Annotated in this window: 16 protein-coding genes; 11 read left to right on the plus strand and 5 right to left on the minus strand. The window is 68.6% G+C overall.

Going from position 1 to position 14,706, the window contains the following annotated elements:
- Positions 1–94: 94 nt before the first annotated feature.
- The 6 genes from Q7X29_RS32245 (at position 95) to Q7X29_RS32270 (ending at position 5,095) form a co-directional block, all read left to right on the plus strand.
- On the plus strand, positions 95–721 hold the full coding sequence (locus Q7X29_RS32245) for an FMN-dependent NADH-azoreductase (RefSeq protein ID WP_316576265.1): 627 nt from the start codon (positions 95–97) through the stop codon (positions 719–721).
- Positions 699–1,895, plus strand: coding sequence for an MFS transporter (locus Q7X29_RS32250; protein WP_316576266.1), 1,197 nt, complete (start codon positions 699–701; stop codon positions 1,893–1,895). Before Q7X29_RS32245 ends, Q7X29_RS32250 begins: the two co-directional genes overlap by 23 nt.
- Positions 1,896–1,936: 41 nt before the next feature.
- A complete protein-coding gene (locus tag Q7X29_RS32255; RefSeq protein WP_316576267.1) occupies positions 1,937–2,437 on the plus strand; it encodes a DUF5063 domain-containing protein in 501 nt (166 codons plus the stop codon).
- 27 nt (positions 2,438–2,464) lie between these two features.
- Positions 2,465–3,295, plus strand: a complete 831-nt coding sequence (locus tag Q7X29_RS32260; RefSeq protein ID WP_316576268.1) for a DUF4265 domain-containing protein — start codon at positions 2,465–2,467, stop codon at positions 3,293–3,295.
- A gap of 109 nt (positions 3,296–3,404) precedes the next feature.
- On the plus strand, positions 3,405–4,298 hold the full coding sequence (locus Q7X29_RS32265) for an ADP-ribosylglycohydrolase family protein (RefSeq protein ID WP_316576269.1): 894 nt from the start codon (positions 3,405–3,407) through the stop codon (positions 4,296–4,298).
- A 344-nt stretch (positions 4,299–4,642) separates the two neighbouring features.
- Positions 4,643–5,095 carry an SRPBCC family protein gene (locus tag Q7X29_RS32270; RefSeq protein ID WP_316576270.1) on the plus strand — a complete coding sequence of 151 codons (453 nt, stop codon included), beginning with the start codon at positions 4,643–4,645 and terminating at the stop codon, positions 5,093–5,095.
- Positions 5,096–5,152: 57 nt separating this feature from the next.
- On the opposite strand, the gene Q7X29_RS32275 is transcribed toward Q7X29_RS32270, so the two are convergent.
- Positions 5,153–5,599, minus strand: a complete 447-nt coding sequence (locus Q7X29_RS32275; RefSeq protein ID WP_316576271.1) for a MarR family winged helix-turn-helix transcriptional regulator — start codon at positions 5,597–5,599, stop codon at positions 5,153–5,155.
- Between the two features lie 114 nt (positions 5,600–5,713).
- Between Q7X29_RS32275 and Q7X29_RS32280 the strand changes: the two genes are divergently transcribed.
- Positions 5,714–6,682, plus strand: a complete 969-nt coding sequence (locus Q7X29_RS32280; protein ID WP_316576272.1) for an SMP-30/gluconolactonase/LRE family protein — start codon at positions 5,714–5,716, stop codon at positions 6,680–6,682.
- A gap of 1 nt (position 6,683) precedes the next feature.
- Here Q7X29_RS32280 and Q7X29_RS32285 read toward each other — a convergent pair whose 3' ends face one another.
- From Q7X29_RS32285 to Q7X29_RS32295, 3 genes are read right to left on the minus strand one after another with little or no spacing between them, the layout of a single operon-like run.
- Positions 6,684–7,463: an alpha/beta fold hydrolase gene (locus Q7X29_RS32285; RefSeq protein ID WP_316576273.1), complete on the minus strand. Its 780-nt coding sequence runs from the start codon at positions 7,461–7,463 to the stop codon at positions 6,684–6,686.
- 47 nt (positions 7,464–7,510) lie between these two features.
- Positions 7,511–8,176, minus strand: coding sequence for a molybdopterin-dependent oxidoreductase (locus Q7X29_RS32290; RefSeq protein WP_218722096.1), 666 nt, complete (start codon positions 8,174–8,176; stop codon positions 7,511–7,513).
- Positions 8,166–8,537: a DUF2867 domain-containing protein gene (locus Q7X29_RS32295; RefSeq protein WP_316576274.1), complete on the minus strand. Its 372-nt coding sequence runs from the start codon at positions 8,535–8,537 to the stop codon at positions 8,166–8,168. The genes Q7X29_RS32290 and Q7X29_RS32295 overlap by 11 nt, the downstream gene beginning before the upstream one ends.
- Positions 8,538–8,591: 54 nt before the next feature.
- Here Q7X29_RS32295 and Q7X29_RS32300 point away from each other — a divergent pair, with 54 nt between their 5' ends.
- From Q7X29_RS32300 to Q7X29_RS32315, 4 genes are all read left to right on the plus strand, one after another.
- Positions 8,592–9,173 (plus strand): TetR/AcrR family transcriptional regulator, encoded by a 582-nt coding sequence (locus Q7X29_RS32300; protein WP_218722098.1) that lies wholly within the window; start codon positions 8,592–8,594, stop codon positions 9,171–9,173.
- 188 nt (positions 9,174–9,361) lie between these two features.
- Positions 9,362–10,114, plus strand: a complete 753-nt coding sequence (locus Q7X29_RS32305; RefSeq protein ID WP_316576376.1) for a DUF6585 family protein — start codon at positions 9,362–9,364, stop codon at positions 10,112–10,114.
- A 151-nt stretch (positions 10,115–10,265) separates the two neighbouring features.
- Complete coding sequence (locus Q7X29_RS32310; RefSeq protein ID WP_316576275.1) at positions 10,266–11,714, plus strand: GTP pyrophosphokinase; 1,449 nt, start codon at positions 10,266–10,268, stop codon at positions 11,712–11,714.
- Positions 11,715–12,036: 322 nt separating this feature from the next.
- Positions 12,037–12,993: a hypothetical protein gene (locus Q7X29_RS32315; RefSeq protein WP_316576276.1), complete on the plus strand. Its 957-nt coding sequence runs from the start codon at positions 12,037–12,039 to the stop codon at positions 12,991–12,993.
- Between the two features lie 73 nt (positions 12,994–13,066).
- Here the strand turns inward: Q7X29_RS32315 and groL are convergent, their stop codons facing one another.
- Positions 13,067–14,689: a chaperonin GroEL gene (gene groL / locus Q7X29_RS32320; RefSeq protein WP_218722102.1), complete on the minus strand. Its 1,623-nt coding sequence runs from the start codon at positions 14,687–14,689 to the stop codon at positions 13,067–13,069.
- Positions 14,690–14,706 lie beyond the last annotated feature (17 nt).

A 14,706-nucleotide genomic window follows, 5' to 3' on the forward strand; every position in this document is an offset into this window, starting at 1 on the left:
CGAGACAAAAAGTGCCGGCCGAAATCGGTGACCGATCAGCGCAGCCTGCGACAAATCATTGTCGACGTTCACCCGGCTCGGTACTGCTATTCCCATGACCACTCTGCTGCACATCAACGCTTCCGCCCGCGGCGAATTCAGCCAATCCCGCGCTATCGCACAGACTTTCATCGAAGCCCTCGCCGCGCGGGATTCCGGCCTGCGCGTCGACACCCTCGACCTGTTCGACGCGGGCCTGCCCGACTTCGGCACCCACGCGGCCGCCGCCAAACTGGCCGTCTTCACCGGCTCGGAGCAGACGCCCGAACAGGTCGCCGCCTGGGAGCAGGCGCGCACCGTGTTCGACCGGTTCGCCGCGGCCGACCTCTACGTCCTCAACATCCCGATCTGGAACCACGGCGTGCCCTACATCCTCAAGCAGTACGTCGACATCGTCACCCAGCCCGGCTGGGCGTTCGCCTTCGATCCCGAGGTGGGCTACAGCGGCCTGCTCGAGGGCAAGCGCGCCGTCACCGTCTACACCAGCGGCGTGCACCAGCCGGGGGTGCCGATCCAGTTCGGCAACGACTTCGCCACCCCGTTCGTGCAGGACTGGCTGCGGTTCGTCGGGGTGAAGGACGTGGCCGAGATCCGCTTCGCCCCGACCGTACTCACCGAAGACCCCCAGGTCGGCTTCGACGCGGCTCAGGAACGTGCGCGTGAGCTCGCCGGCGACTACTGAGTCGACCGATCGGGGGTGGGCGCCGACCGGCCGGACCGTCGCGACGGTCTGTGCCGTCGGGATTCTCGTCGTCGGCCAGCTCTACGTGGTGTTGCCGGTGCTGGGCGACCTGGCCGCGGTGTGGGACACCTCCCGCGCCGCGGCCACCTGGACCACCACTGCGTTCGGGCTGGCCTACGGGGCGGGATTCCTGGTCACCGGTCCGCTCTCGGACCAGTGGGGGCGCCGCCCGGTGATCGTCGGGGGCCTGGCGGCGACCGCCCTGTCCACCCTGCTGGTGATAGCCGCGCCGAATCTCGGCGCCGGCCTCGCCGCCAGGGTGGCGCAGGGCTTGACCGCGTCCTTCTTCGCACCGGCGGCCTTCGCCTACCTCGCCGAGCGGATCGCGCCGCAGCGGCGGGTCTTCGCACTCACCTGCCTGACCAGTTCGTTCCTCGGCGCGGGCGTGATCGCGCAGGTAGTGGCGCAACTGGTCGACGACGCGTTCGGCTGGCGGGCGGTCTTCGTGGCGGGCGCGCTGGCGTTCGCGGTCTCGGCCGTCGTCTTGCGGCTGGTGCTCGAACCAGGGCAGCGGGCGGGCGGCAGCGCGTCGGCACGCTCGGTCGGCGTGGCCTTCGCGGCGCTGCTGCGCACGCCCCGCCTCGCCCTGCTCTACCTGAGCTGCCTGGCCGTGCTCGGGTCGTTCGTCGGCATCTACACCGGGATCCAGCTGGCCCCGCCCGACGGCATCGGCACCGGTAGCACGGCCCTGCTCGCCCTGCGGGCCAGCGCGATCCCGGCCATGATCGCGATCCCGCTGCTGGCGAGCAGGCTGGCGACGATCAATCCGGAGCTCCGGCTGATCACCGCCCTCGGCGCGGCCGGGATCGCGGCCGCGCTCACCGCCGTGCCGCTGGGTGGGCTCTGGGTCGGCACGTGGCTGTTCGCGTTCGTGGCGGCGGTCGCGATCGCAGCGCCCGCCGCGGTCCAGGCGATCGCGGCGCACGCGGGCGCGGCCAGGGGCGCGGCCACCGCGCTCTACACCTTCGCCCTGTTCCTCGGAGCCAGCGCGGGCCCCCAGGTGGCCAGCCTGGTCGCCCACGCGGGCTTCGCCGCGGTCGCGCTCGCCATCGCCGCGCTCGGCGTCGGTGGCGCGGCGGCGGCCTTCGCGTCGACGCGGGTGCGCGGCGTCTGAGGGGACTTGCCGAGGTTCGGCGAGCCGACCATCCTTACCGGATGAGTGCGAAGCCGCCGGAGGTCGAGACGTTCGTCCGAGCCGCGCGCGAGTACTGCGCGGCCGTCGAGGGACTCACCGGTGAGCGGAAGCCGGCGGCACTGGCACGAGTCCTCGTGCCGGTGCTCGCCGGGCTCGTCGCGGCCGGGTGCGCGCTACCGCACGTGGAGCCGACCGCGACCGCGGTACCGGATTTCATCAGCCGGGATCGGTGGTTCCAGCGGTTCGAGCAGCTGGGCGAGGTGCTGGGCCGTGCCGACCTCTACTGGTCGAATCTCGACACGACGACCGAAGCGCCCGTGAGCGCGGGCTCGCTGGCCGACGACCTCACCGACATCTGGCGCGACCTGCGCCACGGCCTCGACGCGCTCGACACCGGATCGGACTGGCACGACGTGGTGTTCGAGTGGCGACTGTCGTTCATCGCGCATTGGGGCAGGCACGCGGTCGACGCGCTGCGCCCGCTGCACGCCGCGCTGCGCGCCGACCTTCTCCGGAAATAGGCGTATCGCCCTGGCATGCTCTCCCGCATGACCGTGAACGAGGACGACGACACCGACTACGTGCGGGTGGTGTTCCGGCTGCCGGACGACCCCTCGGGTTGGCACGCGTTCAGCACGGAACGGATGTGGGCCGTCCGGCTCGACGAGAAGCGGGTTCGGCTGGACAACATCCCTTTTCACGCCACTGGCGTCGCGCTGGGTGACGTGATCGCGGTCGAGGCGGACGACGAGGGCGTGCTGTGGGCCGGGGACGTGCTCGAGCCGTCCGGGAACTGCACGATCCGGGTCATCCCGGTCGAGGGCTGCCTGCGCGCCGAGGTCCGCCAGGCCGTGCTCGACGCCTTCGAACCGCTCGGTGTCGAGGGCGAAGGCAGCGCCACCGGCCTGGTCGCGCTGAACGTCCCCGCCGACAGCGATCTCGAGGAGACCAAAGCCACCCTCGCCCAGGGCCATGCCGACGGCCTGTGGTGCTACGACATCGGCGCCGCTACCGACCGATGGCGCACCGCCACACCGGCACTCGCCGAGCACAACCCGAGCGACCCACCCCCGCCGCCATACGGACTGACCTTCCCCGCCGAGGTCACGGCCTACGTCTACAACACCGTCGCCACCGGCGAGAGCCCCGCGCTGGTCGTCGTTCGCGACCCCGACGGCGAGTGGATCGTCGGCGACGGCTCCGGCGACCCCCTCGGCGCCGACACCGCCACCCTTTTGCCCATCCAGCACGTCACCGACGCCGACTCCTCGGTCATCGAGCTGTCCACGTTGTCCCCCGGCAGACTCGCCTGGCGCGACCAGCCCACCGATCCCTGGACCATCGAGGACTTCAGCTACGCCGACGAGGACACCGAGTAGCGGTCGCCGAAACGGCGCAGGCGCGATCCATGGCGGGCCGCCGCCGGTATCAGCACGGACAGTAGTTCTAGTTGCATCGACCACTACCGGGTGGCAGGATGACCTGCACATGGTGAGGGAATTCGAGACCGCTCGCGACAGCCTGGACGGACTGTCGGTGGGGGATGCGCTGGGGGCACAGTTCTTCGTGCCAGGTCGGTCGGTGGCGGAACTGGTGGCCGGGCGGCCGCCGGCGGGGCCGTGGGAGTGGACCGATGACACCGAGATGGCGTGTTCGGTGTTCACCGAGATTCGCCGGCGGGGGCGCATCGACCGGGACGCGCTGGCGTCGACGTTCGCCGATCGGTGCGAACCGTATCGCGGGTACAGCGGCGGGACAGTCGCTGTGCTGCATCAGATTCGGGACGGCAGGCCCTGGCCGGAGGCGGCCGGGGCGCTGTTCGACGGGCGTGGGTCGTGGGGAAACGGCGCGGCGATGCGGGTGGCCCCGCTCGGGGCGTATTTCGCCGGTGATCTCGATCGGGCCGCGGCGGAGGCGGCCTCGACGGCCGAGGTGACGCATCGGCACCCGGAGGCGATCGTGGGGGCGATGGCTGTCGCGGTGGCGGCGAGCTGGGCGGCTTCCGGTCGCGGAACGGACTGCGCGCCGGCGGAACTCCTGGACGCGGTGGAGCCGTACCTGGTGCCGGGACGGACGGCGAGTGGGGTGCGGCGCGCCAGGGAACTGCTCGGACGCTCCGTCGCCGAAGCCGCGTACGAGCTCGGCAACGGCGCGCAGGTGAGCGCGCAGGACACAGTGCCGTTCACACTGTGGGCGGCGGCGAGCTTCCTCGACGACTTTCCGGCCGCGATCACCGCCTGCGTCGAGGCGGGTGGCGACGCGGACACCACCGCGGCCATCGTGGGCGGAATCGTGGCCGCGCGCACAGGAATCGGGACGCCGGGCGGGGTGCCCCCGGACTGGCTGGCCGCCCGGGAAGCATTGCCCGCCTGGGTGGCGTGAGGCCCAGGCGTGCTTGATCCGCGCGATGACGAACCACAACGTGCCGGGTCCGTCCAGCGGGACCAGAGCCGGGCGGGCGAGCACGGCCTCGGGCAGCGCTCGCCCGGAAAGGTGCACGCCGTTCCACAACGAGGAACTCCCCGCCATCCGGTCGTCACCCGGAGCACCCCGCCGCCGACTCGTAGCTGGAACTCGTGACCGTGCAACGAAAATTATTCGGCCACAAATCTTTTGACCAGTGTTGCGACCAGGCTGCGAAAAATCCGACCAGGGGCGGAGGATCCCCAGGTCGCGGGTGCCTATGCTGTGCGTGACAGACCGTCACACCCATCCCGGAGGCACCGTTGCCGAACAATCTCGAAGCCAGCATCGATATCGCCGCAGCGCCGGAGAAAGTGTGGTCGATCCTGGCCGACCTGCGTCGCGTATCCGAACTCAGCCCGACGACGCTGAAGATGATCCCCTTCGGCGGCGTCCGCGACGGCGCGTTCACCGTCAACGTCAACAAGGTCGGCTGGAAGATCTACCCGACCACCTCGCGCATCGTGACCTTCGAGCCGAACAAGTCCTTCGCGTTCCGGATGAACGAGAACCGCACGGTGTGGCGCTACGACCTCGAGCCGACCGCCACCGGCACCCGTGTGGTGGAGACCCGCACCGTCGATCCCCGGGGCCTGCCCGGCTGGCTGCGCGGCGCCATCAAGGTCGCGATGGGCGGCGAGCAGAAGTTCGAGGCCGACCTGGTCTCGGGCATGCGGGAGACGTTGAGCAAGGTCAAGGCCGCCGCCGAGCGCTGACCCACCCGAACGCCGAGAGCCCGCCGGATGATCCGGCGGGCTCTCGTCGTTTCAGGGTCAGAGATCGGCGCGGATCTCGTCGAGCGCCTCCGCCGTGCGGGTGAGCAGCGCCGTCACCGCGGCCAGTTCCTCGGCGGTGAAGCGGGCGGCCAGGTCGCGTTCCACCGCGATGGCGCGGACGTCGGCGTCCGCGGTCACCTCCCGGCCCGCGTCGGTCAGCCGGGTCTCCAGGACGTTCTTGTGCCATTCGTGCGGCGTCCGCTCGACCAGGCCCCGGTCCTGCAGGTTCGTCAGAACGGTGTTCATCGTCGGCGGCGTCACCCCCGCCAGCCGGGCCAGCGCCGCGGCCGAGATGCCGGGGTTCTCGGCCAGGTGCAGCAGCGCGCTGTACTGCGGAACGGTCAGCCCGGCCGGCTTCAGCGCGGCGGTCTTCGCCGCGATCAGGGACTGCTCGGCGCGCTTGATATACGTGCCGAGCCTCTCGGCGGCGGGCATGGACGTCATGGGTGCATGCTATCCGCCCATCATCACATAATGATCTTGACGATCATTAGAACCCTAATCTACATTCCTGCCTATCACTTGATGTCTAGCATTACATCACTGAGAGGCTTCATCATGATCAGGACCAGCGCCACCCTCGCCCTGGCCGTCGCCTGCCTGGCCGTCACCTCGTGCGGCACCGACACCGCGCCCACCACACCTCGGCTGAGCACCGCCTACGAGCTGCCCGGCGCCGCCGTCTATCCCGAGGGCATCGCGGTGGACGCGCGCTCCGGCGACAGCTTCGTCGGCTCGTTCGCCGACGGCGCCGTCTACCGGGCCGCCGCGAACGCGACCCGGGCGGAGGTGTTCCTGCCCGCCGGCGCCGACGGCCGCAAGACCGCCAACGGCCTGCGGGTCGACCACAACGGCAGGCTGTGGGTGATCGATTCGGGCGTGGGCGTCGCGGTGTACGACACCGGATCGCGCGCGCTGCTCGCCTCGTTCGTCGTGCCGGGCAGCGGTCCGCGCTTCGTCAACGATCTCGACTTCGGCGCCGACGGCAGCGCCTATCTGACCGACAGCGTGCGCAATGTCGTCTACCGGGTCACTCCGGACCGGATCGCCGAGGGCCGCGGGGAACTGGCGGTCGGCTACGACCTGGGCCCGGTGCTGGGCCCGCGTGATCCGCAGACCTTCGAGCTCAACGGCATCGTCGCCGATCCGGCAGGCGCGTATCTGCTGGTCGTGGCGATGTCGGCGGGCGAGCTGTACCGGATCGACCTGACCGGCGGCGAGCCGATCGGCAAGGTCGCGCTGACCGGTGGCGACGTGCGCCACGGCGATGGCATGGAACTGCGGGACGACACCCTGTGGGTGGTCCACAACACCGAGAACACGCTCAGCCGCTGGACCGTCTCCGACCATGGTGCCACCGCGACGCGGGTCGCCGAATTCCACGATCCCGCACTGAGCATCCCCACCACGATGGCGCACGCGGGCGATCGGGCGCTGATCGTGTCGTCGCAGTTCGACAAAGGCGGGCCGATGGGCGGCACCGGCGCGCCGGGACCGTTCGTGGTGACCGCCGTCGACGGGTTCTGAGTCAGGTCTCGGCGACGAATTCCCGCAGGACCGCGACGAATTCGTCCGGCTGCTCGACCTGCGGGGAGTGACCGGCGTGTTCGACGAGATGGGTCCGCGCACCCGCCGCGGCATAGCGGTCCAGGGTGGCGGTGCTGTCGTAGAGGTGGTCATGGCGGCCGTGGATGGCCAGGACCGGCAGGTCGAGCGCGGCGGCCCGATCGTCGAGCGGACGCGCGGCCAGGTCGTCGCCCCGGGGGCCCGCGGCATAGGCCAGGCCGGCGGGGACGGCGGCGCGGAAGTCACGCACCACCGCGTCGGCCAGACCGGGCGCGGAGTCGTAGCGGAAGCGCGGCGCGAACGCAGTGCGGTGGGCCAGCCGGACCACCAGGCTCGGCGTCCACCGCTGCGCGAGCCGCACCGTCCACGGCCGGACCACCCAGGTCGCCGCCGCCGGGATCGCCGCGATCCGGTAGTCCGGCGCCTGCCCGACCACCACCACGCGGGCCACCCGGGGCGAGACCGCGGCGAGTTCCAGTGCGATCTCGGCGCCGAACGAATGCCCGACCACCGTCACCCGCGCGAGGTCGAGCTCGTCGAACAGTTCGATGATCGGCGCGGTCCGGGCGGCGGCGGTGAAGTCACCGGAGTCCGCGCCCTGGGCGTGGACGTCCACGCGGATCACCCGGTGGTCGCGCGCCAGCCGCTCGGCGACCGCGGCGAACCAGTCGACCGAGCCGGGAATGCCGTGCACGAACACGATCGCCGGGCCGGTCCGTGGGCCTTCCTCCAGAAACAGCACCAGTCCAGACTATCGAGACCGATCGGTTCGATCGCCGCACCGTTCGGTCAGCGTGGCTCGTCCAGCTCGGCGCGGAACAGCGCGCGCACCCGCTCGACCTGCCCCGGCCACACCGCACGCCAGAACCGTCCCGGCAGCACCCGGCCCCGCTCCTCCCGATCGACCCGGCCGCGCGGGTGGGAGATGATCCTGGCCTGCCCCGGATCGTAGGACCGCAGGAAGTCGATGGCGCACACCTGCTTGACGTTCTTGTACCCGTAGTGCGCGGGCGCGACGAGACGCAGCGGCGCGCCGAATGTGTCGGTGAGCTCCGCGCCGGACAGGCGATCGGCGAGCAGGACATCGGCGGCGAGGGCGTCGTCGAGGAACAACGTCGAGGAGTAACCGTCGAGGCCGGTGAAGCGAACCCAGCGGACGCCGGGATGCGGGACGACGCGCTCGGCCAGCAGCCGGTACACATCGGCGAAACGCACTCCCTCCCAGGTCAATCCGATCGCGCTCCAGGTCGTGACACAGTGCAGGTCACTGGTCCGGACGCACCGCTGCCCCGCGCCGAGGAGTTCGGCGATGCCGAATTGCGCCGGGTGCCGGGCCGTGCCGCCGACCGACACCCGATGGCCGGGCCCGGAACGCGCTCGGACACCGCCGAATTGCGGCAGCCCGAACGGCTCGTGCGGTGCGGGTCGCTGCCCCGGCGGCAACTCACCCGGCATCGCGCATCCTTCGCTCGGCGCGGGCCATCATGCGCGGGACCAGCCTGCGGTGGGCGATACCGACGATCGCGAAATACAGCCTTCCCAGCGGATTCCGGTAGCGCACCAGGGTGGTGAGGGTGACGCGGCCGTCGAGCACGCGCACCGAGCCGACGAAGTCGAGCATCGGCATCGCCTTGCCGGTCAGGTGCTCGGTGGCCGACCGGGCCCGTTCGGGAAAGGCGTTGCGGCCGAAGATCGCCCGGGTCCAGGCAGCCGGGTCGGTGGTGGCGCCGGGCGGCACGTCGACGGAGTACGCGTCGGCGTAGTCGGGAGCGGCGATGGCCGCCTCGGCCAGCGGCGCCGCAGAGACGATCGGCATGGTCAAACCTCCATACTGTCCCGTATGGATTTGACCATACGGTAGCGTATGTGCATGCCGCAAGAGGAGAACGCGAAGTCGGCGGGACGCAGGCTCACCGCCGACGACTGGGCCCAGGCCGCGCTCGACGCCCTCGGCGAGGGCGGCCTCGCCGCGGTCGCGGTCGAACCGCTGGCGAAACGGCTCGGCGCCACCAAGGGCAGCTTCTACTGGCATTTCAAAGACCGGGCCGCGCTGGTCGACGCCGTCCTCGCGCGCTGGGAGCAGCGCGGCACCCAGGACGTCATCGACGAACTCGACCAGCTGCCCGGACCGGCCGAACGCTTGCAGCAGCTGTTCACCCACGTCATCGACTACGCCGCGCACGGCAGGGAGGACCTCGCACTGCTCGCGTCGGTGGATCGGCCCGCCGTCGCCGCGGCGATGAGCCGGGTCGCCGAACGCCGCATCGCCTATGTCGCAGCGCAATTGCGACTGCTCGGAGTGCCCGACCCGCAGGCGCACACCCGCGCGGCGGTCGCCGTCAGCATCTATCACGGGTTCAATCAGCTGGCCAGAATCGCGCCGAAGACGCTGCCCGCCACCGACGAACTGGTCGATGCCGTGCTGCTGCGGCTGCTCGATCCGCAGCGCTGAATCGGTCGTATCGACAGCGCGCTCACCCCGCTCAACAGCCGATTTCGGTTCCGGGGCGAGCATTGTCGGCACACCAGTGGCGGTATTCGGCCTCGTCGAATACGCTTCGCCGCGGATGAAAACGCCTCATGGAGGGACGAGTGATCACTCCGAACAGGGCGGAGGACGCAGCCGAAGCCCGGCATACCGTGCCGTTGACCCAACTGATACACCTGATGGTGGAGTATCAGCACCTCGGCGCGCACCGTGACACCTTCCTCGCGACCCCGGCCGACGACACGTTCGTGCGCGGCTGCGGCATCGTCGCGGGGAGCATCGCCACCATCGGCGTCATCTGCACCGCCGTCGGCGCGTGGCAGGGTGGCGTCGCACTGCTCTCGATCGCCGCGCTCCCGGTCCTGCTGGCGTTCCGCCGCGGAATCCTCAACCGGCAGAACCGCGCCGCCCGCATCGATCTGTTCGACCACGGCGTCACCGTCTACCGCTCCGGCCAGCGCGTCGCCGGATTCCGCTGGGACAGCACCGAAGTCCGTCAGCAGATGATCCCGTTCCACGACACCACGCCGGTCTCCTACTATCTCGAGCTCACCGGCCCCGGCGGCGTCGAGGCCACCATCGACGAGGACGGCTTCGCCCGCGCCCGCGAATGGGCCCGCGCCATCCAATCCGCCGTCACCGCGACCCAACTCCCCCCGGCCGTGACCGCCATCGACAACGGCGACACCGTCGCCTTCGGCGACCTGGCCCTCTCCCTCGACGCCCTCACCTTCAACGGCGAGTCCTTCCCCTGGGAGAACATCCAGCTCATCGACGCCCGCAGCGGCCACATCCGCATCAAACTCGCCGGCATGTGGATCTCCCTCACCCCGGTCGGCACCATCCCCAACTTCTACATCTTCAACGAACTCGCCGAGCGCCTGCGGTTGACCCCGGTGGGCTGAGCCCCTCCATTCTCGACCGTCTGGACGGCCGCCGCCTCGGTAGGTGCGTACGGCGTCCAATGGACGCGTCGGCCAGTGACGTGGACACTGGAATCGACATCGAACCTGCGTTTCAGAAGGGGCGGATGGCGTGGAACCGTCGGAGGCACCAGTGGATTCGCCGTTCGTGTTCAGCTGGTCCGAGTACATCACCTGGTATCAGCGCATCAAGGCAGACCAACTCGATCCCGCAGCCAGAACCTTCGACCGTATCCTGACCAGCGCGCTCGATCAGCAGTTGCCACAGTTCGACCGGCACCGAATCAGGGTGGCAACGAGCCGGGTCAAGGACCCAGCGCGACTCTGGGCGAAGATGACGAAGCGCAAGTACCACGGACAGATCGTTTCGCTCGAGTCGATTCCGGAGGCGATCGACGATCTGGTCGGTTTTCGGGTTATCTGTAACAACCTCAGTGACGTGACGCGACTCCAGGACATCCTGGCCGGTCTCCCGTCGTCCGACACGAGTGATGCCTACTCGTTGGCGATCGAGCCGAACTCCACCAAGGACTACTTCGATGCTCCGAAAGAGTCCGGCTATCGCGCTTACCACGTCAACCTGGTGACCATCGTTCCGGGCTTCGACAAACATGCACGTGTTCGTGGCGAACTTCAGGTGCGCACGCTCCTGCAGGACGGCTGGGGTGAACTCACGCACGAAGACACGTACAAACCCGGTGTTCGACTTCCTGATCTCGCCACGACGATCGCCCGGCGCATGGCCGACCTCCTCGCGACGGTCGATGATCTTGCCCAGGACCTTCGCAACGAACTGGATCGAATCGCCGAGCGCACGATCGCGGATGAGGAATCCGGCGACGTCCGGCCAACCGAAAACCATTCGAAAGCAGACACTTCCGAGACGTCACCCCCACCGCCGATCAGCAATGACTCCCGCGAAGCGCTCTACGACGGAGTACGCACCATCGTTGCCAGCCTCAAACATCCGGCATTGCTGACCGACGTCGCGCAACAGGTGCAGTCGAAGTTCGGAACCGATCTCATCCGAGGTTGGGCAGGCCATGGCTCCTTTCGCGATCTGCTGACCGCCGCCGTCGCCGATGTCCGCATCGCCGGCACCCCGGCCAAGGTGGTTCCGCCGGGTACTCCACACGATGAGATCGTCGACCTCAGCACCCGAACCGATTTCGAGATTCCGATGATCATCCGCAAGCTCCGGGTCAAGGATCGCAACACTCCCGCGGTCGGTAGGCGCCAGATCTCGCAGGTTGTCACTGCCGTACGCGACGCCGTAACCGCGACAGTGTGGCACGAGCTGGAGCTCGCCTCGGACGGCCTGACCGGCATTCGCGATGTGAACAAACTCAGCCAGAGAGCACGGACAGCAGCTTCCGAGCGTGGGGAGATCGTCAGCCGACCTCATCTCGACTACGTGTTCAAAGCACTGCTGTGGAACCACTGTCTAAAGGCCGATCTGACCGTCGAGGAGATCAGGGAATGCCTGGCCACCCATCTGATCTCACGCGCGAACATCGTCGGGATACCCGTCGAACCCGAAGACCCACGTCGAGTCCGGCAATGGCTCGCCGACGAGCAGTGAACACGCCCTATGCCACTACGACACCGTGCTATAATCGGGCCCGATCGAGATTACTTCGTTCGATGGCAATGCCTTCGAGAAATTTCGGTCCGAACTCAAAACATAGGACGTCGGGCCAAACAGCTTGGCTGAATGGCAACTCCGGTCGACCACCACAGCGACGCTACCGCCGCAACGCTGCAAGGAGTCACTTCCTACGGGATTCGATTGAATCGGCCTGCCGCAGAAGTCGAAGGAGCCGTGCCAGGGCGAGTCGACGACATATGTTCCAGCAGATAGCCCCGTTCACCTGGGGCTATCTTCGTATCTGGAGGCAGATGTCATGACCGCCGCTGATCCGCAGGTCGCTTTCCAGGCACTGCAGAACATCATCTCCGAGTGGCGCGAACTCGGCCGTATCACCACGACCGCAGGCTTGAAGCCGGCTATGCAGGACGCACTCGAAGGTTTCACCGAGCAGGAATACGGATTCGACACTTTTCGTGACTTCATCCTTGCCGCCGAGCACGCCGGGTGTGTGCAGGTTCGCCGACTTCCCAACGGCCACAACCTTGTCGGTCTCCCCGGGGAGACATCCGAGGCCCTGGATCAGGTAGCGGCCATGGCCAGGCCCGCCGAGCCCAACAGCACAGCCGGGGCCACGTCCGATGCGTCGGGTAACCGCCAGATCAAGTCCGATGTGTGGTCAGTGTTTGTCGATTGGCGTAGCGGGCTTCGGCGACTCTGGGATCGAGAAGGCCAGCACGCCTTCATGTATCCGACAATAGACGGCAAGCCTGCCTGGGAGTCCTCAGCCGAGCGCTTCGTCGAGATCCCCGCGGTCGGTCTCGATCAACAAGTAGCGTGGATGCGAGAGTGGACAAACACTCTGCCCGAGCCGGCGCGATCGGAACTGGCGAAGTCGCTGGCCCCCTCGGCACCGAAAGGCGAGTTCCGCCGCGAATTGACCAGGCTGGGTCTGAACACACAGTGGCGGGCAACTCTGCAACACAACGTCTTCGAGCACCTTTCCAGCTGGGCCGCTCAGCAGAGCATTCCACTCACGCATCTGCTGGACAACCGGCAGCCCAACGCCGTCAGCGCTCGGCTGGCCACGGCGTCGTCGCCGACTCCGCGACAGGCCATCTCCCGAGGACCAGTCCCGATACCTGAGATCGCACGGCAGGGCGGAGATGCCGAGCGGCTGAGGCAACGCCTGCATCGAGCGATCGATCGCATGTCCTTGGTCGAACTCGCGGCACTGCCTATTCGGGCCGAACATCTGTTGTACGACGACTGACCGGAACGCCGAAGGCCGGCCCACTCGGAGTGGACCGGCCTTCGTGACTTGCGGGAACTGGTGATCCAGGGGATCAGAAGTCCATGCCGCCCATGCCACCGGTCGGGTCGCCCGCGGGGGCGGCCTTCTCCGGCTTGTCGGCGACGACGGCCTCGGTGGTGAGGAACAGGGCCGCGATGGAGGCCGCGTTCTGCAGGGCCGAACGGGTGACCTTGACCGGGTCGGCGACGCCGGCGGCCAGCAGGTCCTCGTACTCGTTGGTCTGGGCGTTGAGGCCCTGACCCGCGGGCAGGTTGGCGACCTTCTCGGCCACGACGCCGGGCTCGAGGCCGGCGTTGAACGCGATCTGCTTCAGCGGAGCCGACAGCGCCACGCGGACGATGTTGGCACCGGTGGCCTCGTCGCCCTCGAGCTTCAGCTCGTCCAGCGCGGGAGCCGACTGCAGCAGGGCCACGCCACCACCGGCGACGATGCCCTCTTCGACGGCGGCCTTGGCGTTGCGCACGGCATCTTCGATGCGGTGCTTGCGCTCCTTGAGCTCGACCTCGGTGGCGGCACCGGCCTTGATCACCGCGACGCCGCCGGCCAGCTTGGCCAGGCGCTCCTGCAGCTTCTCACGGTCGTAGTCCGAGTCCGAGTTCTCGATCTCGGTGCGGATCTGCGCCACGCGGCCCTTGATGGCCTCCGCGTCGCCCGCGCCCTCGACGATGGTGGTCTCGTCCTTGGTGACGACGACCTTGCGGGCCTGGCCCAGCAGCTCCAGACCGGCGGTCTCCAGGGAGAGGCCGACCTCTTCGCTGATGACCTCGCCACCGGTGAGGATGGCGATGTCGGCGAGCTGCGCCTTGCGGCGGTCACCGAAGCCCGGGGCCTTGACGGCGACGGACTTGAAGGTGCCACGGATCTTGTTCACGACCAGGGTCGACAGGGCCTCGCCCTCGACGTCCTCGGCGATGATCAGCAGCGGCTTGCCGGCCTGGATGACCTTCTCCAGCAGCGGCAGCAGGTCCTTGACGGTCGAGATCTTGGCCGACACCAGCAGGATGTACGGGTCCTCGAGGACCGCTTCCTGACGCTCGGGGTCGGTCACGAAGTAACCGGAGATGTAGCCCTTGTCGAAGCGCATGCCCTCGGTGAGCTCCAGCTGGAGCCCGAAGGTGTTGCTCTCCTCGACGGTGATGACGCCTTCCTTGCCGACCTTGTCCATGGCCTCGGCGATGAGCTCACCGATGGACGCGTCGCCTGCCGAGATACCGGCGGTGGCAGCGATCTGCTCCTTGGTCTCGACCTCCTTGGCGGTGTCGAGCAGCTTGGCGGTGACGGCCTCGACGGCCTTCTCGATGCCGCGCTTGAGGCCCAGCGGGTTGGCGCCGGCCGCGACGTTGCGCAGGCCCTCACGCACGAGCGCCTGGGCGAGCACGGTGGCGGTGGTGGTGCCGTCGCCCGCGACGTCGTCGGTCTTCTTGGCGACTTCCTTGACCAGCTCGGCGCCGATCTTCTCGTACGGGTCCTCGAGGTCGATCTCCTTGGCGATGGACACACCATCGTTGGTGATCGTGGGGGCGCCCCACTTCTTCTCGAGCACGACGTTGCGACCCTTCGGGCCCAGCGTCACCTTGACAGCGTCGGCGAGGGCGTTCAGACCCCGCTCGAGACCGCGACGGGCCTCTTCGTCGTACGCAATTGTCTTGGCCATTGCGTTGAGATCCTCCA

The organism is Nocardia canadensis, from assembly GCF_032656385.1.
In the GTDB taxonomy this organism is placed as follows: Bacteria; Actinomycetota; Actinomycetes; order Mycobacteriales; family Mycobacteriaceae; genus Nocardia; species Nocardia canadensis.